This is a genomic window from Duganella sp. GW821-FHT07G03, from assembly GCF_059418605.1.
Genome location: NZ_JBWKQE010000002.1, coordinates 172,991 through 197,558 on the forward strand (window position 1 = coordinate 172,991; position 24,568 = coordinate 197,558).

Genomic DNA, 24,568 nt, shown 5'->3' on the forward strand with positions numbered 1-24,568 from the left:
GTTCTCCTCAAGCTGCCTTGACTGCGATCGGAATCACGCGCTTGCGTTCTTCCACTGTGGCCGGACGAATCTGTCCGCGTTCTTCCATGAACAACACGTTCTCGTCGCCTTTTTCGCTGTTGACGAAGTGGCGGAAGCGCTTGCGGGTTTCCGGATTCTCGACGGCCTCCTTCCACTCGCATGCATAGGTGTCGACCACGTGTTGCATGTCGGCTTCCAGCTCGGCGCCGATGCCAAGCTTGTCGTTGACGACGACCTGCTTCAGGTAATCCAGGCCGCCCTCCAGGTTCTCGCGCCATACGCTAGTGCGTTGCAGGCGGTCGCCGGTACGGGTGTAGAACATCAGGAAGCGGTCGATGTATTTGATCAGCGTGGCCTTGTCCAGGTCCGTCGCCAGCAGTTCGGCGTGGCGCGGCTTCATGCCGCCGTTGCCGCACACGTACATGTTCCAGCCTTTTTCGGTGGCGATCACGCCGACGTCCTTGCCTTGTGCTTCCGCGCATTCGCGGGTGCAGCCGGATACGCCGAACTTGATCTTGTGCGGGGTGCGCAGGCCCTTGTAGCGGTTTTCCAGTTCAATCGCCAGGCCGATGGAATCGTCGACGCCGTAACGGCACCAGGTCGAACCGACGCAGGATTTCACCGTGCGCAGCGACTTGCCGTAGGCGTGGCCGGATTCGAAACCGGCGGCGATCAGCTCCTCCCAGATCAGCGGTAGCTGCTCGACGCGGGCGCCAAACAGGTCGACGCGGGCGCCGCCGGTGATCTTGGTGTACAGCTGGTACTTCTTGGCGACCATGCCGACCGCGATCAAACCGTCGGCGGTGACTTCGCCGCCCGGCATGCGCGGCACCACCGAGTAGGTGCCGTCCTTCTGGATATTGCCGAGGAAGTAGTCGTTGGTGTCCTGCAGGCTGGCGTGTTCCTTCTTCAGCACGAAGTCGTTCCACACCGACGCCAGGATGCTGGCCGCCAGCGGTTTGCAGACGTCGCAACCGAGGCCCTTGCCATGCTTGGTCAACAGGTCGCCGAAGCTCTTGATCTGGCCGACTTTGATCAGGTGGAACAGCTCCTGGCGCGAATACGCGAAGTGTTCGCACACGTGGTTGTTGACTGCCATGCCGAGTTTTTTCATCTCGGCCTTCATCACCTGCGTCACCAGCGGCACGCAGCCGCCGCAAGAAGTGCCGGCGTTGGTGCAGCTCTTCAATTCGCCAATGGTGGTGGCGCCGCCGGCCACCGCTGCGCACAGCGCGCCTTTCGACACGTCGTTGCAGGAGCAGATCTGCGCGCCTTCCGGCAGCGCGTCCACGCCCAGGCCAGGCTTGGCTGCGCCGTCCGATTGCGGCAGGATCAGGAACTCCGGCGATTCCGGCAGTTCGATTTTGTTTAACATCATTTGCAGCAAGGTGCCGTATTCGCTGGCGTCGCCAACCATCACGCCGCCCAGCAGGTATTTGCCGCAGTCGGAAACGACGATCTTCTTGTAGATCTGTTTGCGCTCATCGGTGAACTGGTAGGAGCGGCTGCCTTCGACCTTGCCGTGCGGGTCGCCGATGCTGGCCACGTCCACGCCCATCAGTTTCAGCTTGGTGCTCATGTCGGCGCCGGCGAATTCCGCCGCTTCGCCCAGCATGTGCTTGGCCGCTACCCGCGCCATCTCGTAACCCGGCGCCACCAGGCCGAAGATCAAGCCGCCCCACAGCGCGCATTCGCCGATGGCGTAGACGTCCGGGTCGGAGGTGACGCAGTTGTTGTTGATCTCGATGCCACCGCGTGGACCGATGGTCAGGCCGCTCTCGCGGGCCAGCATGTCGCGCGGGCGGATACCGGCCGAGAATACGATCATGTCCGCATCCAGGTGGCCGCCGTCGGCGAACTCCATGCGGTGCGTGCCATCGACGCCGTCGACGATGGCGGTGGTGTTTTTCCCCGTGTGGACGGTCACGCCCAGCTCTTCGATTTTCCGGCGCAGCACGCGCGCGCCGCCATCGTCCACCTGCACCGCCATCAGGCGCGGCGAGAATTCGACCACGTGGGTATCGAGCTTCATGTCGCGCAGCGCCTTGGCACATTCGAGGCCCAGCAGGCCGCCACCGATGACGACGCCGGTCTTGGAGCGCTTGCCGCATTCGAGCATCGCTTCCAGGTCTTCGATGGTGCGGTAGACGAAGCAGTCCTTGCGCTCCTTGCCCGGCAGTGGCGGCACGAAGGGGAAGGAACCGGTGGCGATCACCAGCTTGTCGTAGTCGAGCACATTGCCGTCGGCCGTGGTGACGGTCTTGCGGGCGGTGTCGATCTGGGTGGCGCGGGTGTTCAGGCGCAGCACCATGTCGTCGCGGTCGAAGAAGCCTGGCTTCACCAACGACAGGTCTTCCGCCGCTTTACCGGAGAAGAATTCCGACAGGTGCACGCGGTCGTACGCGGGACGCGGCTCTTCGCACAGCACCGTCACTTGCAGATGGGAGGCGCCGCTATTGGCCAGGCTCTCCAGGAATTTGTGGCCAACCATGCCGTGGCCGATAACGATAATCTTCATGATGTCCTCTTAGGCTGCCAGCTCGGCGGCGGTTGCGGTTTCTTCGACGGCGCTGCTGCTGAAGCGTGCCGCCAGTGCGCACAGCGCGGATGCGGCGACGACGATGCCGAGGATGCTCAAGGTTTGCTGCACATTGCCCAGGCCCTTCATCAGGAAGCCCGCAGCCACGGCGCCGACGTTGCCGCCCGCGCCGATGATGCCGGCCACGCCGCCCAGGGCGCGCTTGTCGACGAAAGGCACGATGGCGTAGGTCGCGCCGCAGGCCATGTGGGTGAACAGGCCGAATACCAGCATGGCGCCGATTGCCAGTGCGGCGGTGCCGGCGTTGGCGAACAACAGCAGGCCGGCGCCTTCGCCCAGCATCAGCACGAACAGCAGCGTGACGCGGTTATTCAGGTTGCCGGCGGCGGCGAATTTGTCCGACACCCAGCCGCCCAGCGCACGAGCGAACAACGCCAGCAGGCCGAAGCTGCCCGCCGCCATGCCGGCTTGGGGCAGCGTCAGTTTGAAGTGATCGACGTAGTAGATCGCGGCGATGTTGTGGATGAAGATCTCGATGCCGAAGCAGGCGCCGTAGGTAATGAACAGCATCCATACGCGGTAGTTGGTGGAGGCCAGCTTGAAACTATCCCAGCCGCCTGCTCGGGCAGTGCCCTTGCTACCGCCGTCGATGGTGATGCCCGCTGCGCGCAGTTCACTGAAGTTCCCTTGCGGGCAGTCCTGGGTAAAACGGTAGTAGACACCAGCCATGACGATCATCAGCACGCCCGGCACCAGCAGCGCGGCGCGCCAGCCGTAGGTTTCGCTCACGCCCAGCATGACCATGGCGGTCATCAGCAGCGGCATCACGGCTTGTGCTACACCGCCGCCGGCATTGCCCCAACCTGCGGCCGCGGCGTTGGCGGTGCCCACCACCTTGGGCGCGAACATCACCGAGGTATGGTACTGCGTGATGACGAAGCTGGCGCCGGCCGCGCCGATACCAAGGCGGAACAGCAGGAAGCTCTCGTAGCTCTGCGCGAAAGCGACACCGATCACCGGGATGGAACCCAACAGCAGCAAGCCCGTATAGGTTTTGCGTGGACCGAAATGGTCGCACAGAGGGCCTACCACCAGCCGCACGAGGATGGTGATGGCGACGGCGGCGATGTTGATGTTGGCGATCTGCGCGACGCTCAGGCCGAATTCACCTTTAATCACCGGCATCAGCGGTGCGCAGGCAAACCAGGCGAAGAAGCAGACGAAGAACGCCATCCAGGTCAAGTGGAACGCCCGCATCTGAGGCGTTGAAATCGAAAAGAGCTTGATGCTGGTAGCTTTGGTGGCCATTTATTATCCCGTTCAGAAAACAAAAAGGCGCCCGCGCAACCAAGGTCACCTAAGACCAGGTTGGGCGGACGCCGTTGTCCTGCCGCCCCGTCTTTGGGTCGGCGGTTGTATTCGGGGGGATCGCCGTTGATCCCTTAGCTTCTGTATTGCAAGAGCCGTGCCATACCGCGCAAGGCCTGTTTACAGGGGGAGAAGGCCGCAACGGGCCTGGTTCGCACTGGCGTCGTGCTATGTTGCGGTGCACGATGCACGCTATCGGTGCGCGCTGGCGGTGCGCGCCGGCGGTGCATTACATGCAAGCTTTCAAGGCATCGACATAGCGTTCGCTCACCGGAACCTGCGCATCGCAGCGCAATGTGAGCAGGTAGCGCCCGTCGCCGACTCTTGTTAGTCGCTTGATCTGGTCGCGGCGGACGATCGCCGCCCGATGCACTCGCAGGAAGTCAGCGGGCTTCAACAGCGGTTCGAGGCGGCTGAGTGGTATGCGGTGCAGCACCTTGCGGGACGCCAGGTGCAGCTCGACATAGTTGCCGGCCGATTGAAGCCACAGCACGTCGTCCACCCGGATCTGCTCGATGTAGCCGATCGAACGCACGCTGATCGCTTCGAGATACCGGTCTGGCGCGAAGTCGACATAACCGCGCAAGGCGTTGCCATAGCCTTCGGCCAGGCGGTATCGCAGCATGTGGGTGGCCCGTTCGACGGTTTTGGCCAGTCGCCCATCGTCGATAGGTTTAAGCAGGTAGTCAAGCGCATGGACTTCGAACGCATCCACGGCATGGGTGTTAAAGGCCGTCACGAAGATGATCAGCGGCGGCGCGGACAGGCGGCTCAACTCGCGCGCCATCGCCAGGCCCGTTTCACGCGGCATCTGGATATCCAGGAATATCGCATCGACGCAGCTTGTCGCCAGCACGTTGCGGGCGGCGGCTGCGCTGTCGCATTCGGCCAGCAGTTGCCAGTCCGGATGGGACTCCATTGCCAGCCGCAGATTCGCGCGTCCCGGCGGTTCGTCGTCGACGATGATATAAGTGACGGGCATTTAGTCCGGCACCGCCAGCGGCAAGCGGATCTCCGCAAAGAACCGGTCGCCGCGCCGCTCGGCATGCAGCGAGGCGAGCGGATTTGACATCACCAGCCGCGCCCGCGTGTTTGCCAGTCCAAGTCCGGTGCCTGGATTCGGTGGCATGCAGCAGCTCATCGTCGCAATCGATGCTGATGTGCAGACGGTCGCCGTAGCGCAGGCGCTGCAAATCCGTATAGTCCTGGACGAACTGCAGTTCTTCACCCAGGCTGACGTGGTCGCGCAGACTGGCCGACAAGGCATAGCGCAGCAGGTCGCTGAGGCGATTGATACCGTTCAGCGAGACCGCCTTGTCGCCGCTGCGGACCAAGGCGCTGATCGCGCTGAGCGCGTTAAAGATGAAATGCGGTTCGAGTTGCGCACGCAGGGCCAGCATGCGTTGCTGTTCCAGCGCCAGGGACAACTGCAGGTTCTCGGTGTGCGCCTGCCGCCAGACGCGTTCACGGACCCTGGCCAGGCGCCAGTTGCCGAGGGCGACGATGATGGCGAAGGTGGCGCTGCTCATGAACCAGCCGTAGCGGCGCATCTTCGACAGCACCTGACACGCGTCCTCCAGGCTGCCGCCGCGCACCCAGTCGATGTAGAACCACTGGAGTGGCTGGAACACGAGCACCATCGCGAGGAACAGCCCAACCACATTGCGGCGGCGCTCAAACAATGCGGGCCATCGATCCAGCGCCAGGCACAGGCCGGAGCTCAGCACCGTCATGGGCACGTACTCGCCGCACCATTTTATCCAGAGACCCAGGAAGCCTTGCGTGGCATGGTCGTTGTAGTTACCGAACGCGCCGAAGCCACTGATCGCCGCCCAGGCCAGCACGTTAAGAAAAACGGTTTTCGCGGCAGCCGGCCAGGGCGCATGCGGGACGACTAGGGAGGGCGCGGTATTCATCGGCAGCGAGTATAGCAGGCGGATATGCTGCCAACGGCGATGCCGGCGGAAGCTGTCACGCCGTAGCGGGATTTCGTCACACCGGCGCCGAAGTGCTGGTCCGGCAGGTCCAGAATCGGCATCTCCACACAGAAAAGGAAAGCCATGCTTCTCAGGATGATCGGCAAGGGAATGCTCGCGTATCTCATCATCGCCGGCAGCTGGGCGATGGTGTCGCTCAGTGACGCCATGCCGGACGTGCCGGCCGCCCCGACCGGTTTGTCGGCGCGGCAGATAGATATCCTGCTCAAAGTCGAAGACCCGACGTTCTACCAGCACCCCGGCCTGAGTCTCGCCGACGGCCAGGGCTTCGCCACGATTTCTTCCGCCGTGGCGAGCCAGGTATTTTTGTCGGGGCGCAGTCTGGACGGCATTGAAGGCGCCTTTCAGACGCTGTACCGCGGCGTTTTCAATTGCTGCAAACATGTGGACTTCGGGCGCGACGTCATGGCCCTCGTCCTGAACGCCAGGCTGCCCAAGGACAAGCAGCTGGCCCTGTACGTGTCCGAGGTCTACATGGGCAGCAATCGCGGGGGGCAAGTGAAAGGACTGGCGTCGGCGGCGCAGAGTTATCTCGACAAGCCGCTGGAGCAGGCCACGGAACCAGAGTTCATCGGTTTGGTGGCGATGATCAAGGCGCCGAATCTGTATCACCCCATCAGGAATCCGGCCGCGCACGCGCTGCGCGTGGCGCGCATACAGGCGCTGGTGAACGGCAAGTGCAAGCCGGCCGGGTGGTTCGATACCTCGTACACGCAGTGCGCCCCGTAGCACCGCCGGCTTATTGACGATATTACAAGGCTGACATATGCTGGCGGCCATGACCATACGCCAAACTCTCCACGTCGCCATGCTGGCGGCCACCTCCGCCTTTTTCACCACATCGGCTTTCGCCGCGCGCGTGCTGGATGAGACGACGATCCAGATCGATGGACAGGCGCGCCGTTACTACCATTTGCACGATGCGGCAAACAACGGGGCCGCGACGCCTATCGTGCTGCTAAGTGGATCGGGCTGCAAAGACTTCGGCAGCCGCGTTCCGTTCTTCTTCGAGCGCTATCCGGCGCCAGCGGATGTCTACTTCCTTGAAAAGCTCGGCATCCAGAAAGGGGCGGACGGCAAGGCATGCTCCGAAGCCTACAACGAAGCGGATACATTGGAACGCCGGGTCAGCGATACCCTGGCGTTCATTGAACAGGAACCGACATTGAAGGCCATGGGCGCGCGCAGCCTGGCGCTGCTGGGCTTCTCCGAAGGCGGAGCGGTAGCGCCCATCGTGGCGCTGCGCAGCCCGAAGATAGGCTGGCTCGCCACGGGAGGCAGTGGCGGCCTGCCGCAAAGCCAGAGCTTCCTGATCTTTGCCGACCGCGGCGTGCAGCCCTATGCATCGCCGTTCTCACGCGAGATCTTCCTGAAGACCTTTGAGGCGATCAAGGCGGACCCGCAAAGCCTGAACAAGACATTCTTCGGCCATCCCTATCGCTACTGGAGTTCGCACCTTTTCCATGACCCGCTGACCACCTACGCGCAGTTGGATATCCCGATGGTCGCGGCGATGGGCGAGAAGGACGACAGCGAAGCTATTGAATCCGGACGAGCACTACGGGACTACTTCTCAGCTCACCCGGAAAAGCAATTCACCTTCATCGAATACCCCAATGCCAGCCACGCGCTGCAAGCACCGGACAAGGCCAACCTGCAGGATTTCGTCGCCGGCCTGGCGGCGTGGTTCAAGTCTGGCGTCAAGCGCTAGCGCGCACCGGTTCGATAATCGACTGCCAATCATCCGCGCAGCGCACTACGTCGCCGACGACGATGATGCTTGGGCTGCCAAGGCCGCTGTCGCGCAGTGCTTGTGGCAGCTGGCCCAGTGTGGTCAGCAACTGCCGCTGGTTGTCGCGCGTGGCCGATTGCACCACCGCCACCGGCGTATCGGCCGCCGCGCCGCCGGCCAGCAGGCCGGCCTGGATCGCATCCACGCGCGCCACGCCCATGTAGATCACCAGCGTCAGGCCGCTCTGCGCCAGCGCTTTCCATTCGGGCTCCGACTCCGCATCCTTGCCATGGCCGGTGACGAAGGTCACGCCCTGGCTCCACGAGCGGTGCGTCAGCGGAATGCCGATGCTGGTCGGCGCGGCCAGGCCGCTGCTGATGCCCGGCACCACCTCGACCTCGATGCCGTGCGCGCGCAGCGATGCGCGCTCTTCGCCGCCACGGCCGAACAAATACGGATCACCGCCCTTGAGCCGCACCACGCGATGCCCCGCGCGCGCTTCGGCGATCATCAACCGCTCGATGAATTCCTGCGGCGTGGATGCGCAACCGCCACGCTTGCCGACCTGGATCACCCGCGCGGTGGGCGGCGCGAAGCCGAGTATCTCCGGGTTGACCAGGTCATCGATCAGCACCACGTCGGCACGCTCGATGGCGCGGACGGCCTTTAGTGTCAGCAGTTCCGGATCGCCGGGGCCGGCGCCTACCAGGGTCACGTTGCTCATCATCTTCTCCTTAACCTGCGGCGGCCAGCGCCGCGCTGACCATTTCATCAATCTCGCCGGTGATGTTGGACAGTACGCCCGCCACCACCGAGAATTCCTTGCCTGCGTGTCCCGCCCGCGCCGCGACGATGCGTGCGTTGAAGGCCACCATGCGCGCCTGGCGGTTGATCGTATCGATATCGGTGATCACGTCGCGCAGCTGCTTGCGCACCAGGCGCGCGTTCAGCTTGGCCTGCTCTTCGTAGATGCTGGTGATCGTATTGAGGATCGCCAGCGTCGGCGTGGTGATGCGCACAAGCTCCGCCAGCAGCTCCGCGCTACGCGACGAACCCTGTTCGATCGCCTTCACGGTGCGCTCGCCCAGGTCGGCAAAGGCCACGATCTGGCGATCGCCATCCGCCTTGCCGAAATAGGCCTCGTGCAGCTCGGGACAGAACACGCCCGGCAAGCCATCCTTCTCGGCCAGCAGGGACTTGTGGGCGCCACGGAACAACGCCAGCGCCTCCTGCGCGATGGCCACACCCTCCGCCTGCCCTTGCGACGCCAGCAACGCATACAGAACGATGCGCTGCGACGTGAAGCGACGACGGCCCGACAGGTTGATCAAGGCGCCGAACATTTCACCGGTCAGCGCTTTCTTGGCGGCGCCTTCCAGCGCCATGGGGGGTGTGGTCATGTCCATCAGGCGGCTTCCTTCGTGGGGTGGGCTTGTTTGCGATACAAGAACTCCAGCACTGCGGTGCGGTACTCGCTGTAGCGCGCATCCTGCGCCAGCGCCACGCGATCGCGCGGACGATCCAGCTTCACGTCGACGATTTCTCCGATGGTCGCTGCCGGACCGTTGGTCATCATGACGATGCGGTCAGACAGCAGCACCGCCTCGTCCACATCGTGCGTGACCATCACCACCGTCGACTTGGTGGCGGCGACGATCTTCAGCAGCTCGTCCTGCAGGTGCGCGCGGGTCAGCGCATCGAGCGCGCCGAAGGGCTCGTCCATCAGCAGCACTTTCGGCTCCATCGCCAGCGCGCGGGCGATGCCGACACGCTGCTTCATGCCGCCCGAGATTTCATGCGGACGCTTGGACTCCGCCGCCGTCAGTCCCACCAGCGCCAACGCCTGCATGGTGCGCTCGCGCAGCTGGCTGCGCGGCTCGGTCTTGCCGAACACCCGCTCCACGCCAAGGTGGATGTTTTCGTAGCAGGTCAACCAGGGCAGCAGCGAGTGGTTCTGGAACACCACCGAGCGCTCCGGCGACGGCCCGGCGATCTCGCGGTTGGCGCACAGCAGCACGCCGTCCGTGGGTTTCAGCAGGCCGGCGATCAGGTTCAGCAAGGTCGATTTGCCGCAACCCGAGTGGCCGATCAGCGTGATGAATTCGCCCTTGCGCACCGTCAGGTCGATCTCGCGCAGCGCGTGGAACACGCCCTTCCGGGTATGGAACACCATCTCCACGCCTTCGATATCGATGAATTTTGGCTCGTCCATGATCGTGGTCCTTTAGTTGGATACTTGTTCGTAGGTGAAGGCGCGGGCCAGCGCCATCAGCGCCTGCTCCAGCATCAGGCCGACCACGCCGATGGCGACGATGGCGACGATGATGTGCGGGACATTCAGGTTGTTCCACTCGTCCCACACCCAGAAGCCGATGCCCACGCCGCCGGTCAGCATTTCCGCCGCGACGATCACCAGCCACGCGGTGCCGATCGACAGCCGCACGCCGGTGAGGATGTAGGGCAGCGCGGACGGCAGCAGGATCTTGGTCAGCACCTTCCACTCCGACAGGTTCAGCACCTTGGCCACGTTCATGTAATCCTGCGGCACGCGCTGTACGCCGACGGCGGTGTTGATGATCATCGGCCAGATCGAGCAGATGAAGATCGACCAGATGGCGGCAGGGTTGGCGGACTTGAACACCAACAGCCCGATAGGCAGCCAGGCCAGCGGCGACACCGGCTTGAGCAGGCTGATAATCGGCCCGAACATGCTGCCGACGAATTGCACGCGGCCGATCAGGAAACCCAGCGGAATGCCCACCAGCGCCGCCAGGCCGAAGCCCACCGCCACCCGCTGCAAGGACGCCAGGATATTCCAGCCTATGCCCTGGTCGTTCGGGCTTTTGCTGTAGAACGGATCGGAGAACAGCTTGATCGCTTCCTGCAAGGTCGCCAGCGGCGTCGGGAAGCTGGTATTGTTGATGGTGATGATCTGCCAGACCAGCACCAGCAGCGCGGCGCCCAGCAACGGCGCGACGATCTTCATCGCGGTGGCAGATACCTGCTGCCGCGCGCGAGACGCCGAATTGGCCGCCAGCGGGCGACGTGGACGGCGCACCGCGGCCGCTGCCTCTACTGGCGCGGCGCTTTCCGGTTGGAGCATGGCGTTCATGGCATTCCCCTATCAGGCTTTGATCTTGAAGGAGGCGGCGAACGCTTTCGGGTTCTTGCCGTCCCATACGGAACCATCCATCATCTTCGAGGTGCGCAGCGGGCTTTTCGGCACCGGCGTCTTGGTCATCGCCGCGGCGTCCTTGTACAAGTCGATCTGGTTGACCGAGGTGGCCACGGCCAGGTAGTCCGGGTCTTCCTTCAGCAGGCCCCAGCGGCGGTGCTGCGTCATGAACCACATGCCGTCCGACAGGTAGGGGAAGTTGACCGCGCCGTCGTTGTAGAACTTCATGTAGTTCTGGTCGTCCCAGGTCTTGCCCAGGCCATTCTGGTAGCGGCCCATGATGCGCTGGTCGATCGCGTCCTTGCTGGTGTTGACGTAGGATTTGTCGGCGATGACCTCGGCCATCTTGTTCTTGTTGGCCAGCGAGGCGTCGATCCATTTGCCGGCGTCGAGAATGGCGGCCATCATCGCGCGGCAGGTGTTCGGGTTCTTCTTGGCGAATTCCAGCGTCGAGCCGAGCACCTTTTCCGGATGGTCCTTCCAGATGTCCTGGGTGGTGGTGGCGGTGATGCCGACGCCGTCCATGATGGCGCGGTGGCCCCACGGTTCGCCCACGCAGAAGCCGTCCATGTTCCCGACCCGCATATTGGCCACCATCTGCGGCGGCGGCACGGTGATGACCTTGGCGTCCTTCATCGGATTGATGCCGTTGGCGGCCAGCCAGTAGTAGAGCCACATCGCGTGGGTGCCGGTCGGGAAGGTCTGGGCGAAGGTGTATTCGCGCTTGTCGGTCTGCATCAGCTTGGCCAGCGACGGGCCGTCGACGGCGCCCTTGTCGGCCAGCTTCTTCGACAGCGTGATGGCCTGGCCGTTGTTGTTCAGGCCCATCAGCACCGCCATGTCCTTCTTCTGGCCGCCGATGCCCATCTGCACGCCGTAAAGCAGGCCATACAGCACATGGGCTGCGTCGAGATCGCCGTTGGCCAGCTTGTCGCGCACGCCGGCCCAGGAAGCCTCTTTGCTCAGTACGAATTTGACGCCGTATTTTTTATCGAAGCCCAGCACCGAGGCCATCACCACCGACGCGCAATCGGTCAGCGGAATGAAGCCGATCTTGATTTCTTCCTTCTCCGGCTTGTCCGAACCCGCCGCCCATACTCCACCCGTTGCCAATCCCAACATGCTTCCCCCCGCTACCAGGCCTGCGCCATGAATGATTTGCCGACGCTTGGTGTTCACAGTATCGGATGGCAGGTCGTTGCCCGCTTTTGGTTCTTCATATTCCATCGCAAATCCCTCAAGTAGTCAGCAAGACAAAACGGCAAAAAAAAAGTCTACCCAACATGAACGGATTCATGAGTGTAGACGTCGTTGTCTGGTGGACCTCACCGCCGTTGGCGAGGTACAGCAAGCGCATCGTTGCGCTTGCCTATAGGCTATGCAATGTCTGTGCCAGCAAGTTTGCAGAGGAAGGAAACGAGGATGGTGCGGATGACGGCGCCGTGCGATGGCGCAGAAAACGCACTGCTATTGCGCAGTGCATCATTTTGGACGGGATTTAACCGAGCAGGTCTTCGACGTCGAGGATGCGCTGGGCGACTTCAGACAGCTTGAGGTTCTTGCTCATGGCCATGCTGCGCAGCTTTTGAAAGGCCTGCTCTTCGGTGAAACGTTGGCGTTCCATCAACAGGCCCTTGGCGCGTTCGATGATCTTGCGTTCGGCCAGCTTGCTCTTGGTGTCGGACAGTTCGTCCAGCAGCTTCTGCTCGCGCTTGAAGCGCGCCAGCGCCACTTGCAGCACCGGCTTGATGCGGTCGCTCTGCAGGCCGGCCACGATGTAGGCCGACACGCCGGCCGCCATGGCGGCCTCCATGCTCTCGGTGTCGTCGCTCTCGGTGAACATGACGATGGGGCGCCGCTCGTCGCGGGTGGCGATGACGATGTGCTCCAGCACGTCGCGGGCGTCGGATTCGGCGTCGACGATGATCATGTCCGGTTGCAGCTGGGCTATGCGCTCGGGCAAATACATGTCCGGCGGCAGCGAGGCGACGATGTCGTAGCCCGCCTCGAGCAAGCCGATGCGCAGCGCGCGGGCCCGTTCGGCCTGCGCGCGCAGCGATTCATCATCCTCGTCGCCGGCGTGGATGATGGTGTTGACGACCACTATGCGTAAATGTTTCATGGTCATGCAAGGTATTGGAGTTGGTTCATGACGCTTATGCAAGCAAGAATCAATCCATTCTACGGCACAAAGCCGCTGTCCTGCCAGCGGTAGCGGTCCGCACGCACGGCATAGCAACGGACCGCGTCGGAAATCAGGCGATTTCTTCCTCGTACACGCCCAGGCGCTTGGTCACGCGCGGCGCCAGTTCATGGGCGGCGGAGACGGTCATCTCCAGGTCGTGCAACTTGCCGTCCTTCAGGCCGTAGACCCAGCCGTGCACCGTGACGTTCTGGCCGCGGTCCCAGGCGTCCTGCACGATGGTGGTCTGGCAGACGTTGGCCACCTGCTCGACCACGTTCAGCTCGCACAGGCGCTCCGAACGCTTCTTGCTCGGCAGGATGTCGCCGAGGTAGCGCTCGTGCTTCTGGTGCACGTCCTGCACGTGGCGCAGCCAGTTGTCGGCCAGGCCGATGCGGGTGCCGGTCATCGCCGCGTGCACGCCCTTGCAGCCGTAGTGGCCGACGATGATCACGTGCTTGACCTTCAACACGTCGATCGCGAACTGCAGCACCGACAGGCAGTTCAAGTCCGAGTGCACCACCACGTTGGCGATGTTGCGATGGACGAAGACATCGCCAGGCGCCAGGCCCAGCAGCTCGTTCGCCGGCACCCGGCTGTCGGAGCAGCCTATCCACAGGTATTCCGGCGAAGCTTGCTGCGCCAGGCGGTTGAAGAAATCGGGGTCGCGCTCGACTTCCGATTCGGCCCAGCGACGGTTGTTGTCCAGCAGGTCGCTCAACGGGGAATTGCTGTTGTCCAGATCACTCATGATGCTCCTCTCGTACATAAGAAGACCGCCGGTCCACCCGAAAAGAGTGGCGCGGCGGTCCGATATTACCAAGACTGCATGACGTCGCAGTTACTCGTAACCTTTACTCAAAAAAGTCCTTCACCTTGTCGCGCCAGGTTTTGCTTTGCGGGCTGTGCTTGGAACCGCCTTCGGTGGTCAGCTTCTCGAAATCGCGCAACATGTCCTTCTGCTTCTCGGTCAGCTTGACCGGGGTCTCGACCGCCACGTGGCAGAACAGATCGCCCGCGAAGCCGGAACGCACGCCCTTGATGCCCTTGCCCTTGAGGCGGAAGGTCTTGCCCGACTGGGTGCCTTCAGGGATCGTGAACGACACTTTACCAGACAATGTCGGAACCTCGATGTCGCCGCCCAAAGCCGCCTTGGCGAACGAGATCGGCATTTCGCAATGCAGGTCGTCGCCCTCGCGCTGGAACACCGAGTGCGGCTTGATGTGGATTTCCACATACAGGTCGCCCGACGGTCCGCCATTGGTGCCCGGTTCGCCGTTGCCGGACGAGCGGATGCGCATGCCGTTGTCGATGCCGACCGGGATCTTCACTTCCAGCGTCTTGTTGCGCTTGATGCGGCCCTGGCCGGCGCAGGCTGCGCATGGCTCGGGGATGATCTTGCCGGTGCCGTGGCATTTCGGGCAGGTCTGCTGGATGCTGAAGAAGCCCTGCTGCATGCGCACCTGGCCGTGGCCGGCGCAGGTCGAGCACGTGACCGGCGAGGTGCCGGGCTTGGCGCCCGAACCGTGGCAGGTGTCGCACTTGTCCCACGACGGTACGCGGATGGTGGTGTCGAAGCCGTGCGCGGCCTGCTCCAGCGTGATCTCCAGGTTATAGCGCAAATCAGCGCCGCGATATACCTGCGGGCCCTGGCCGCGGCCACGGCCGCCACCGCCGAAGATGTCGCCGAAGATGTCGCCGAAGGCATCGCCGAAACCGCCGGCGCCGCCGCCGAAACCACCGCCGCCACCCATGTTCGGATCGACGCCGGCGTGACCGTAACGGTCATACGCTTCGCGCTTCTCCGGATTGGTCAGCATCTCGTAGGCTTCTTTGACTTCCTTGAATTTTTCTTCCGACTCTTTGCTGTCCGGATTGCGGTCCGGATGGTATTTCATCGCCAGTTTGCGATACGACTTCTTGATCTCGTCTTCCGACGCGTTTTTGGCGACACCAAGTGTCTCGTAGAAATCTCGCTTTGCCATATTGTCGGCACCTTGCTGTATTGAATACTGATGTACTGTTTATGCTAAAAAGCCGAGCCGGCGCCGTTATACACGGCCACACGACTCGGCGCTCGTCCTCCCCTATGCGGGGACGGCGATATTACTTGCTGTCTTTGACTTCTTTGAAGTCGGCGTCGACCACGTCGTCCTGCGGCTTGGCCTGCTCGGCGCCTGCGCCAGCCTGCGCGCCTTCAGCACCGCCGCCGGCGGCAGCTTGCTGCGCCTGCATGTCAGCGTACATCTTCTCGCCCAGCTTCTGCGAAGCGGTCGACAGCGATGCCACTTTGGCGTCGATCTCGGCCTTGTCGCCGGCCTTGATCGAACCTTCCAGGTCGGTGATCGCGGCTTCGATTTTTTCCTTCTCGCCCGCTTCCAGCTTGTCGCCGTATTCGGTCAGCGATTTGCGGGTCGAGTGCACCAGCGCGTCGGCCTGGTTGCGCGATTCGGCCAGCTCTTTCACTTTCTTGTCTTCTTCGGCGTTGACTTCGGCATCCTTCACCATCTTCTGGATCTCGGCTTCGGTCAGGCCGGAGTTGGCCTTGATCGTGATCTTGTTTTCCTTGCCGGTGGCCTTGTCCTTGGCGCCGACGTGCAGAATGCCGTTGGCGTCGATGTCGAAGGTCACTTCGATCTGTGGCGTGCCGCGCGATGCCGGCGGGATGCCTTCCAGATTGAATTCGCCCAGGCCCTTGTTGCCGGCCGCGATTTCACGCTCGCCCTGGTAGACCTTGATGGTCACCGCAGGCTGGTTGTCGTCGGCGGTCGAGAACACTTGCGAGAACTTGGTAGGAATCGTGGTGTTCTTGTGGATCATCTTGGTCATCACGCCGCCCAGGGTTTCGATACCCAGCGACAGCGGCGTCACGTCCAGCAGCAGCAAGTCCTTGCGCTCGCCCGACAGCACCGAGCCCTGGATCGCGGCGCCAACGGCGACGGCTTCATCCGGGTTGACGTCCTTGCGCGGGTCTTTGCCGAAGAACTCTTTAACTTTTTCCTGCACCTTGGGCATGCGGGTCATACCGCCGACCAGGATGATGTCGTCGATGTCGGTAACCTTGACGCCGGCATCCTTGATGGCGATGCGGCATGGTTCCATGGTCGCGTTGATCAACTCTTCAACCAGCGATTCCAGCTTGGCGCGGGTCATCTTCAGCGTCAGGTGGACCGGCGCGCCGTTCGCCATGGCGATGTACGGCTCGTTGATTTCGGTCTGCTGCGACGACGACAGTTCGATCTTTGCGCGCTCGGCCGAAGCCTTGATGCGTTGCAGGGCGATCGGATCTTTTTTCAGGTCCAGGCCGTTGATCTTCTTGAACTCTTCGATGATGTAATCGATGATGCGCTGGTCGAAGTCTTCGCCGCCCAGGAAGGTGTCGCCGTTGGTCGACAGCACTTCGAATTGTTTTTCGCCATCGACGTCGGCGATCTCGATGATCGACACGTCGAAGGTACCGCCGCCCAAGTCATACACGGCGATCTTGCGGTCGCCCTTTTCGGTCTTGTCCAGGCCGAAAGCCAGTGCGGCCGCGGTTGGCTCGTTGATGATGCGCTTGACGTCCAGGCCCGCGATACGGCCGGCATCCTTGGTGGCCTGGCGCTGCGAGTCGTTGAAGTACGCAGGCACGGTGATGACGGCTTCGGTGACTTCTTCACCGAGGTAGTCTTCTGCCGTTTTCTTCATCTTGCGCAGCACTTCAGCCGAGATCTGCGGCGGCGCCAGTTTCTTGTCGCGCACACCGATCCATGCGTCGCCGTTGTCGGCTTTCATGATCGAGTAAGGCATCAGGCCGATGTCCTTCTGCACTTCTTTTTCGTCGAACTTGCGGCCGATCAGACGTTTGACGGCGAACAGCGTGTTCTTAGGATTGGTCACTGCCTGGCGTTTTGCCGGCGCGCCGACCAGAATTTCACCATCTTCTTGGTAAGCAATGATCGATGGCGTCGTGCGCGCGCCTTCGGCGTTTTCGATTACCTTTGGCTGACCATTTTCCATGATGGAAACGCAGGAATTCGTGGTTCCCAGATCGATACCGATAATTCTACCCATGATTTTTCTTCCTTATTTGCTAAAGTTCAGATGGTACTAATATGTGGAAAAGCTGTATGTTTTCAAGTGCTTACTTCGGCGAATCTGCAAATTACTTTGCTTGCGCCGCGGTCACGATGGCGGGACGCAGCAGGCGGTCCGCGATCATATAGCCTTTTTGCAGTACGGAAACTACCGTATTGGCTTCCTGGTCCGCAGGCACCACGGCAACCGCCTGGTGCTTGTTCGGGTCCAGCTTGTCGCCCTGGGCCGGCAGAATCTCCAGCAGGCGGTTTTTCTCGAAGGCCGACGACAGCTGCTTGAGCGTCATTTCCACGCCTTCCTTCAGCGATTCGATCGATGGCGTTTCGACTTTCAGGGCCATTTCCAGGCTGTCCTTGACCGGCACCATGGCTTCGGCAAAGCTTTCAACGGCGAACTTGTGGGCCTTGGCCACGTCTTCCTGGGCGCGGCGACGGATGTTTTCACCGTCGGCCTTGGCGCGCATGAAAGCGTCGTGCATCTCGGCCAGTTTCGCTTCGGTAGCCGACAGCTGTTCCTCCAGCGTAGGCTGGTCAGGATTCGATGGCGGGGCCGACGCAGCGGCTGCTGCCGCCTCTGGATTAGGTACGGCTTGGTTTTCCTGATCTTGCATCTATAGACTCCTACTATCGTATTTGTTTGACATTACTTTTCTTACTGCACTGGCTGCAAATGGGGCGATAACCTATGTTTTCAAGGGTTATTCTGCCCGTTATTTCATCACCGCCAGCACGCATTGCCCCGCAAGCGAGCTCATGTAACACGCGTTACAAAACTTCGTCTGTGCAGGCTCTACTTTTTTGCACCGCAGCGGCTAAGATGTACTAATGACAACCGTCGCGGCAGTTTTTCCGGGAGCGCCTCACCATGAAGTTGCCACTGATTGCAGCATCCATCCTGGTGTACATCGTCTTGGCGGCGGCATGGATCTGCTATGCCGACTTCCCCTTCAGCCGGCTATTTTAACAGGCTGGCACTCGTCACCCGCAAGTGCTGATTACGCTGCCCGGACGGAGTTGTGGCGAGATTGCCTCTTTTCAGTCGGCGGCGCCCAGTTTGAGGGCGGCGGCGCGGCCGATCTCTGCATCTTTCTTCACTTCATCATGCTGGGCCGCAACCATCTGCGTCGGCCAGCCGATCATGTGCTGTTCGGCAATTTCCGCCAGGGCGGCGATCCAGGCCGGCGTTTCGTTCAGGCAGGGGATGTAGTGGAATTCCCGGCCGCCGGCCTGTTCGAAGTCGTGCCGCACTTCCATCGCGATTTCTTCCAGGGTTTCCAGGCAATCGCTGGTGAAGCCGGGGCACAGCACGTCCACCCGCTGGACGCCGTCGCGCGCCAGCTGGGCGATGGTAGGCGCCGTGTAGGGTTGCAGCCACTCCGCCTTGCCGAAGCGCGACTGGAAGGTGACGACATATTGATCTGGCGACAGTTTCAGCGCGGCGGCCAGCAGGCGCGCGGTCTTCAGGCATTCGCAGTGGTAGGGATCGCCCAGCATCAGCGTGCGCTTGGGCACGCCGTGGAAGCTCAGCACCAGCTGGTCCGGGCGGCCGTGGGCGTCCCAGTGCGCCTGCACCGACTGGCGCAGCGCGCGGATGTAGCCATCGTGGTCATGGTAGTTGCGCACGAAGCGCAGCTCGGGGAGGTTGCGCACCGCGCCGTAATGGCCGAACACGGCGTCGTAGATCGAGCCGGTGGTGGTGCCGGAATACTGCGGATAGGCGGGCAGCACGGCGATGCGTTCGACGCCGTCGGCCTTCAGCTTGGCCAGCACCTCGGGCAGCGACGGCGAGCCGTAGCGCATGGCCATCGCCACGGTCAGGTTCTGGTGGCCGCGCTCGCCCAGCGCGCCGCGCAGCAGCATGGCCTGGGCGGCGGTGTGCACCTTCAGCGGCGAGCCTTCGCGGGTCCAGATCGACGCGTACTTCTTGGCCGACTGGCCGGAGCGGAACGGCAGGATGATCAGGTTGAGGATGAACCACCATACCGCGCGCGGAATCTCGACCACGCGCGGATCGGACAGGAATTCCTTCAGGTAGCGGCGCACCGCCGAGCGGGTCGGCGCGTCGGGCGTGCCCAGGTTGACCAGCACGATGGCGCTACGGCCAACCGTGCCATGCTTGTAGGGAGGTTCTTTGAGGAAGGTCATGTAGGCCAATGGCAGCGTGTATAGGACAGCCTGCCATTATAGTTAGCCTAGCGTAGCGATGGTTGGAAATCGGCGTCGGTGACCATGCCGAAACCGAAGCCGTCGGCCAGCAGGCCGGCGATGACGGCGTCCAGGCTTCTCAGCGTGTTCGGGTGGATTTCATGCATCAGGATGATACCGCCGCGACGCGCGCGGGCGGCGGCCAGCACGTGGCCGACGTAGTCCTTCATGAACTGGTGCGGCACGCCGCAGGAAATCGCTTCGCGCGCGTCGACGGCGCCGGTGCGGTCGTAGGCCCAGTCGCAGGAATCGATGTGCCAGCCGACGATCTTGTAGCCATGCTCGCGCACCAGCTGGTTGGTCTCGCAGGTCGAATTGCCATACGGGTAGCGGAACAGCTTGGGGCCGTCCGCGCCGGCCAGGTTGTCGGTGCGCAGCACTTCGCTGGTCTGGCGGGCGACGTCGATGTCGTGGAAGTTGGGGTGGCTCCACGAGTGATTGGCGACGACATCGTGACCGGCCGCGCGCACCTTGGCCACCAGCTCGGGATACTGCTGCGCCTTCTCGCCGATCATGAAGAAGGTCGCGTGGACCTTGTACTTCTTCAGCACCTCCAGGATATTCTCGGTGCCGGGCGCGGTGGGGCCGTCGTCGAAGGTCAGCGCGACGCGGTTCAGCGGCGGCGGCGTGGCGATGTCGGACTCGTAGCGGCAGCGGCTTTCCAGCACCGCCGGCTCCACGGTCAGGCGCTCGTTGAGGCGCTTGAAATGGTGCTGGCGTATCGCCGCCGATTCATCCTGCGGCGCGGCGGCCGCCGGCTGGACTTGTTCGGTGGCGAGCGCCCAGGAACTGGCCGCGAGCAGGCCAGCTGCCATCAACATACGTATCATTCGATTATTCCGATTCAGGAGGCCAGCAGCTCGCGCGCGTGCTTGCGGGTGGTGGCGGTGATTTCGAGGCCGCCCAGCATGCGCGCCACTTCTTCGACGCGGGCCTTCGAGTCCAACACGTCGATGCGCGAGGCGGTCTTGCCGTTTTCCAGCGTGCCCTTGGCCACCTGGAAGTGCTGGCCGGCCTGGCTGGCCACCTGCGGCAAGTGCGTCACGCACAGCACCTGGCGCTCCTGGCCCAGGCGGCGCAGCAGGCGGCCCACCACTTCGGCCACGCCGCCGCCGATGCCGCTGTCGACTTCATCGAAGATCAGCGTCGGCGTGGTGGTGGCGTTCGAGGTGATCACCGAAATCGCCAGCGAGATGCGCGCCAGTTCGCCGCCCGAGGCCACCTTGGCCAATGAGCGCGGCGCCACGCCGGCATGGCCGGCCACCAGGAACTCCACCTGCTCCAGGCCATGCGCGCCCGGCTCGCCGGCGTTGAGCGCGACTTCGAAGCGGCCGCCCGTCATGTTCAGTTCCTGCATCGCCTGGGTGACCGCGTCGCTCAGCTGGCGGGCCGCCTTGGCGCGCGTGCCGGACAGGCGCTGCGCCTGCTCCATGTATGCCGCCTTGAGTTTTTCTTCCTGCTTGCGCAAGCCTTCGATGTCGCTGGCGTCGGCGATCTGCGACAGGCGCTCGGCCAGTTTGCTGTGCTCCTCCGGCAGCTGCTCTTCGGTGACGCGGAACTTGCGCGCCGCCGAGTGGATCGCGTCCATCCGCGCCTCCACCTTGCGCAGCCGCTCGGGATCGAGGTCGACCCGGTCCAGGTAATCGTTGAGCGCATACACGGCTTCCTGCAACTGGATGCGCGCCGGTTCGATCAGGTCGACGATGGCTTGCAAGCCGGTGTCGATGCCGGCCAGCTTGCCCAGCTTCTGGTTCAGCGCCGACAGCTGCGACAGGATGGGCTGCTCCTCCGCCTCCGAGATCACCGTCAGCGCTTCCTGCGCGCCCTCCAGCAGGCTGGCGGCGTGCGACAGGCGGCTCTGTTCATTGCTGACCTCCGCCCACTCGCCCGGCTTGACGGCCAGCTTTTCCAGCTCGTTGACCTGCCACTCCAGCCGCTCGCGTTCATACAGCACGTTGGCGGCGTTGGTCTCGAACTCCTCCAGCTGCTTGCCCAGCGCGCGCCAGGCGCGGTAGGCCAGCGTCACCGCCTTCACATCGTTGCCGGCGCCGGCCTGGCTGTCGAGCAGCACGCGCTGCGCCTCGGTCTTCATCAGCGACTGGTGCGCGTGCTGGCCGTGGATATCGACCAGCATGTCGCCGATCTCGCGCAACTGCGCCGCCGTCGCCGCGATGCCGTTGATGTAGGCCTTGCTGCGGCCGGCGTTGTCGATCACGCGGCGCAGCAGCGCGCCGCCCTCCTCCACCGCGAACTCGTTGGCGGCCAGCCAGGCGCGCGCCTGTTCGCTGAGCGCGAAGTCCGCCGTGATGTCGGCCTTGGCCGCGCCCTCGCGCACCACGCTGGCGTCGCCGCGCCCGCCCAGCGCCAGCGTCAGCGCGTCGATCAGGATCGATTTGCCGGCGCCGGTCTCGCCGGTGAAGACGGTGAAGCCTGCGGAGAATTCCAGTTCGATGGTGTCGACGATGACGAAATCGCGGATGGACAGAGTACGGAGCATGGAGGCCTGGTGAGGTTAATTGAGTTTGCCTTCAGCGGAAGGATGTTCATTCCAGTGCAGCTTTTCGCGCAGCGTGTTGTAGTAGCTCCAGCCTTCCGGGTGCAGGAAGGTGATCGAGTGCGGCGAACGCTGGATGATGATCCGGTCCTGCGCGGTCAGGCTGGCGAAGGTCTGCATGTCGAAGTTGACCGAGATGTCGCGCCCGCGCACGATCTCGATCACGATCGCACTCGACTCCGGCAGCACGATCGGCCGGTTCGACAATGCGTGCGGCGCGATCGGCACCAGCACGATGCCGCCCAGGCTGGGATGCAGCAGCGGCCCGCCGGCCGACAGCGCATACGCGGTGGAGCCGGTCGGGGTCGAGATGATCAAGCCGTCGGAGCGCTGGTTGTACATGAAGTGGCCGTCGACGTCGACCCGCAGCTCGGCCATGCCGGCGCCGGCGCCGCGCGAGACCACGACATCGTTGACGGCCAGGCCGACGTGGATGGTGTCGCCGTTGCGCACCACGCGCCCTTCGAGCAGCGTGCGGCGCTCGGCCTTGTAGCGGCCGGCCAGGATCTTGGGCAGCACGTCGAGCATGGCGTCGAGCGGGATGTCGGTCATGAAGCCCAGGCGGCCCTGGTTGATGCCGATCAGCGGCACGTCGAACGGCGCCAGCTGGCGCGCGATGCCCAGCATGGTGCCGTCGCCGCCCATGACGATGGCGGCGTCGCAGTGGGCGCCGATTTCGGTGGCGCTCATCACCCGCACGTTGGCCATCTCGAAGCCCAGATGGGCGGCGGTCTGCTCTTCAAACACCGCCGTGTAGCCGTCCTGTTGCAGGAAATCGACCACGCTGCGCACCGATTCGGCGATGCCGTCGGTGTTCTGGCGCACGACCAGTGCGATGGTTTGATAAACGGCGTGCGTGGCGGTCATAAAAATCTCGGCAAAAGGGTGAGGTCGGCGACACGCAGCAGAGTAACCCATAACGCAGGCTTCTGCTATCACCCGCCCTGCTCACAACTGTACATTTAAACAGTATTTTGCGCAGTATAGTGTGCCGGCGGCCAGACTGCAAGGACCTCAGTGGCCGCCGACGCTCATGATCCCGGCCATCATCGACAGGAACACCGCCACGCCGATCGCCATCGAATAAAAGGTCATCAGCGTGCCCCAGCGGAAGAACACGCCCCAGCGGCTGCCGCCGTACACGCGCCGCATGGCCCACGGCAGATAGCCCAACAGCCAGCACCACAGCACGAAACCGACCAGGCCGGACGGCACCAGCAGGATCACGCTGTAGATGAAGAAGGCGAAGGCGTTGGTGTGCAGCGCGAACAGCAGGTGCTCGCCGAAGCGCTTGCCCGAGCCGAGGTACAGCACCTTGAGCATCAGCGCGAACACCGGCATCAGGCAGAAGATCGCATACGGCGCGTAGTGGTAGAAGCCTTCGGTGAAGACCTTGCCCTTTTCGCCGTTGGGCAGGTGTTCGAAGGCCTGCCATTTGTGCTTGAGCGCCGGCCAGCGGTTCAGGAAATCGCCGTCCTTGTCCAACACGGTGAAGTTCAGGTCATTCATGTCCTGGTCCTTCTCCTTCGCCTTCGCCGGCTGTTTCGCCTTGCCAGGTTCGGCTGCGCGTGCGGCGCTCGATTGCTCCAGCTTGAATTCCTTTTGCATGTCGTCGATCGCCGCCTCGGCGGCGCTCTTGCCGCGCAGCTCTTCCGGCGTGAGCGGCTTGAGCTTGCCGGCCACGGTGGCCTGCGCCTCGGCGACCTTGCCGACCGCGGCCGCCGTGCCGTTCGCCACCACCGTCTCGGCCTTGTCGTTGTCGCCCACGCCGGGATCAAAGCCGCCGGAGAACTTCATGATGGCGAAGAACAGCAAGCTCAGCGTCAGATACAGGCGCAGCGGCTGCACGAAGCGCACGCGGCGGCCGCGGATGTATTCCAGGGTCAGCGCGCCGGGACGGAACAGCAGGCGCATCACCGTGCCCCACAGCCTGCCCTCCAGCGCCACGTAGTGGCCGACGAACTCGTGCAGGAACTCGCGCGTGCTGGCGTGATGCAGGATGGCTTCCTGGCCGCAGTTCGAGCAAAAGTGGCCGCTGACCACCGCCTCGCAGTTGGGGCAATTGGCCGACGGCGCGTGGGCGTCGTGTTCCTGGGTTACAGCAGTGCTCATGCAAACATCCTGATCGATAAAGGCGTGGGAAAAAGTGTACAAATGATAAACGACTTCAGGCGATAGTTGTCAGGATTCAATGCGGCGACCGTGGCAAAAACACCTCGCCAAAACGGAATAGCGACAAAACGCATAGAATTCTGATTTACCCTCCCCCACGAAAGACCACGATGCGTATTCTGCACACCATGCTGCGGGTCGGCGACCTCCAGCGCTCGATCGATTTCTATACCAAGGTGCTCGGCATGAAGCTGCTGCGCACCAGCGACAATCCCGAGTACCGGTACACGCTGGCCTTCCTCGGCTACGGTTCCAATCCGGAACACGCCGAGCTGGAGCTGACCTACAACTACGGCCAGACCAGCTACGAGCTGGGCACCGCCTACGGTCACATCGCGATCTCGGCCGACGACATCGTCAGCGCCTGCACCGCCGTCAAGGCCAACGGCGGCGCCGTCACGCGCGAGCCGGGTCCGGTCAAGGGCGGCGCGACCGTGATCGCCTTCGTCACCGACCCGGACGGCTACAAGATCGAATTGATCGAACGCAGCTTCGACGGCCAGGGCGCCGGGCTCTAAAAAAAACGCCGGTTCAAAAACTGAACCGG

23 protein-coding genes are annotated in these 24,568 nt (G+C 62.9%); 3 read left to right on the forward strand and 20 right to left on the reverse strand.

The window, feature by feature from the left end; all coding sequences use genetic code 11:
- Positions 1 to 7: 7 nt before the first annotated feature.
- From nirB to AC07OK_RS04670, 5 genes are all read right to left on the reverse strand, one after another.
- Positions 8 to 2,539, reverse strand: coding sequence for a nitrite reductase large subunit NirB (gene nirB / locus AC07OK_RS04650; protein ID WP_494689178.1), 2,532 nt, complete (start codon positions 2,537 to 2,539; stop codon positions 8 to 10).
- Positions 2,540 to 2,548: 9 nt separating this feature from the next.
- Positions 2,549 to 3,868, reverse strand: coding sequence for an MFS transporter (locus AC07OK_RS04655; protein WP_494689179.1), 1,320 nt, complete (start codon positions 3,866 to 3,868; stop codon positions 2,549 to 2,551).
- 289 nt (positions 3,869 to 4,157) lie between these two features.
- Positions 4,158 to 4,847 (reverse strand): LytR/AlgR family response regulator transcription factor, encoded by a 690-nt coding sequence (locus AC07OK_RS04660; RefSeq protein WP_494689180.1) that lies wholly within the window; start codon positions 4,845 to 4,847, stop codon positions 4,158 to 4,160.
- The gene (locus AC07OK_RS04665; RefSeq protein ID WP_494689181.1) at positions 4,729 to 5,844 is read right to left on the reverse strand and encodes a sensor histidine kinase; all 1,116 of its coding nucleotides are present in this window, start codon (positions 5,842 to 5,844) and stop codon (positions 4,729 to 4,731) included. Before AC07OK_RS04665 ends, AC07OK_RS04660 begins: the two co-directional genes overlap by 119 nt.
- Positions 5,841 to 6,011 (reverse strand): hypothetical protein, encoded by a 171-nt coding sequence (locus AC07OK_RS04670; protein WP_494689182.1) that lies wholly within the window; start codon positions 6,009 to 6,011, stop codon positions 5,841 to 5,843. The genes AC07OK_RS04665 and AC07OK_RS04670 overlap by 4 nt, the downstream gene beginning before the upstream one ends.
- A gap of 4 nt (positions 6,012 to 6,015) precedes the next feature.
- On the opposite strand from AC07OK_RS04670, the gene AC07OK_RS04675 reads away from it, so the two are divergent.
- Positions 6,016 to 6,654, forward strand: a complete 639-nt coding sequence (locus tag AC07OK_RS04675) for a transglycosylase domain-containing protein (protein WP_494689183.1) — start codon at positions 6,016 to 6,018, stop codon at positions 6,652 to 6,654.
- Between the two features lie 37 nt (positions 6,655 to 6,691).
- Complete coding sequence (locus tag AC07OK_RS04680; RefSeq protein WP_494689184.1) at positions 6,692 to 7,636, forward strand: alpha/beta fold hydrolase; 945 nt, start codon at positions 6,692 to 6,694, stop codon at positions 7,634 to 7,636.
- Here AC07OK_RS04680 and cobA read toward each other — a convergent pair.
- From cobA to AC07OK_RS04755, 15 genes are all read right to left on the reverse strand, one after another.
- Positions 7,626 to 8,381 carry a uroporphyrinogen-III C-methyltransferase gene (gene cobA / locus AC07OK_RS04685; protein ID WP_494689185.1) on the reverse strand — a complete coding sequence of 252 codons (756 nt, stop codon included), beginning with the start codon at positions 8,379 to 8,381 and terminating at the stop codon, positions 7,626 to 7,628. The genes AC07OK_RS04680 and cobA overlap by 11 nt on opposite strands.
- A 10-nt stretch (positions 8,382 to 8,391) precedes the next feature.
- On the reverse strand, positions 8,392 to 9,063 hold the full coding sequence (locus tag AC07OK_RS04690) for a methyl-accepting chemotaxis protein (protein WP_494689186.1): 672 nt from the start codon (positions 9,061 to 9,063) through the stop codon (positions 8,392 to 8,394).
- Entirely contained in the window at positions 9,063 to 9,869 is an 807-nt protein-coding gene (locus AC07OK_RS04695; RefSeq protein ID WP_494689187.1) for an ABC transporter ATP-binding protein, read from the reverse strand. The genes AC07OK_RS04690 and AC07OK_RS04695 overlap by 1 nt, the downstream gene beginning before the upstream one ends.
- A 12-nt stretch (positions 9,870 to 9,881) precedes the next feature.
- Complete coding sequence (gene ntrB, locus AC07OK_RS04700) at positions 9,882 to 10,769, reverse strand: nitrate ABC transporter permease (protein ID WP_494689188.1); 888 nt, start codon at positions 10,767 to 10,769, stop codon at positions 9,882 to 9,884.
- 12 nt (positions 10,770 to 10,781) lie between these two features.
- Positions 10,782 to 11,954: a CmpA/NrtA family ABC transporter substrate-binding protein gene (locus tag AC07OK_RS04705; RefSeq protein ID WP_494689189.1), complete on the reverse strand. Its 1,173-nt coding sequence runs from the start codon at positions 11,952 to 11,954 to the stop codon at positions 10,782 to 10,784.
- A 376-nt stretch (positions 11,955 to 12,330) separates the two neighbouring features.
- Entirely contained in the window at positions 12,331 to 12,954 is a 624-nt protein-coding gene (locus tag AC07OK_RS04710) for an ANTAR domain-containing response regulator (protein WP_494689190.1), read from the reverse strand.
- 133 nt (positions 12,955 to 13,087) lie between these two features.
- On the reverse strand, positions 13,088 to 13,765 hold the full coding sequence (gene can, locus AC07OK_RS04715) for a carbonate dehydratase (protein WP_494689191.1): 678 nt from the start codon (positions 13,763 to 13,765) through the stop codon (positions 13,088 to 13,090).
- A 103-nt stretch (positions 13,766 to 13,868) separates the two neighbouring features.
- Complete coding sequence (dnaJ, locus tag AC07OK_RS04720; RefSeq protein WP_494689192.1) at positions 13,869 to 14,999, reverse strand: molecular chaperone DnaJ; 1,131 nt, start codon at positions 14,997 to 14,999, stop codon at positions 13,869 to 13,871.
- Between the two features lie 121 nt (positions 15,000 to 15,120).
- Positions 15,121 to 17,067: a molecular chaperone DnaK gene (dnaK, locus tag AC07OK_RS04725; RefSeq protein ID WP_494689193.1), complete on the reverse strand. Its 1,947-nt coding sequence runs from the start codon at positions 17,065 to 17,067 to the stop codon at positions 15,121 to 15,123.
- A gap of 91 nt (positions 17,068 to 17,158) precedes the next feature.
- Positions 17,159 to 17,701 carry a nucleotide exchange factor GrpE gene (grpE, locus tag AC07OK_RS04730; protein WP_217944955.1) on the reverse strand — a complete coding sequence of 181 codons (543 nt, stop codon included), beginning with the start codon at positions 17,699 to 17,701 and terminating at the stop codon, positions 17,159 to 17,161.
- A 424-nt stretch (positions 17,702 to 18,125) separates the two neighbouring features.
- Positions 18,126 to 19,235 (reverse strand): ferrochelatase, encoded by a 1,110-nt coding sequence (hemH, locus tag AC07OK_RS04735; RefSeq protein WP_494689194.1) that lies wholly within the window; start codon positions 19,233 to 19,235, stop codon positions 18,126 to 18,128.
- Positions 19,236 to 19,282: 47 nt separating this feature from the next.
- Positions 19,283 to 20,125, reverse strand: a complete 843-nt coding sequence (locus AC07OK_RS04740) for a polysaccharide deacetylase family protein (protein WP_494689195.1) — start codon at positions 20,123 to 20,125, stop codon at positions 19,283 to 19,285.
- Positions 20,126 to 20,139: 14 nt separating this feature from the next.
- Entirely contained in the window at positions 20,140 to 21,792 is a 1,653-nt protein-coding gene (gene recN / locus AC07OK_RS04745; protein WP_494689196.1) for a DNA repair protein RecN, read from the reverse strand.
- Between the two features lie 15 nt (positions 21,793 to 21,807).
- On the reverse strand, positions 21,808 to 22,716 hold the full coding sequence (locus AC07OK_RS04750) for an NAD kinase (RefSeq protein ID WP_494689197.1): 909 nt from the start codon (positions 22,714 to 22,716) through the stop codon (positions 21,808 to 21,810).
- 147 nt (positions 22,717 to 22,863) lie between these two features.
- Positions 22,864 to 23,961 carry a DUF3667 domain-containing protein gene (locus tag AC07OK_RS04755; RefSeq protein ID WP_494689198.1) on the reverse strand — a complete coding sequence of 366 codons (1,098 nt, stop codon included), beginning with the start codon at positions 23,959 to 23,961 and terminating at the stop codon, positions 22,864 to 22,866.
- A gap of 170 nt (positions 23,962 to 24,131) precedes the next feature.
- On the opposite strand from AC07OK_RS04755, the gene gloA reads away from it, so the two are divergent.
- On the forward strand, positions 24,132 to 24,539 hold the full coding sequence (gloA, locus tag AC07OK_RS04760; protein ID WP_494689199.1) for a lactoylglutathione lyase: 408 nt from the start codon (positions 24,132 to 24,134) through the stop codon (positions 24,537 to 24,539).
- The last annotated feature ends 29 nt before the right edge of the window (positions 24,540 to 24,568 follow it).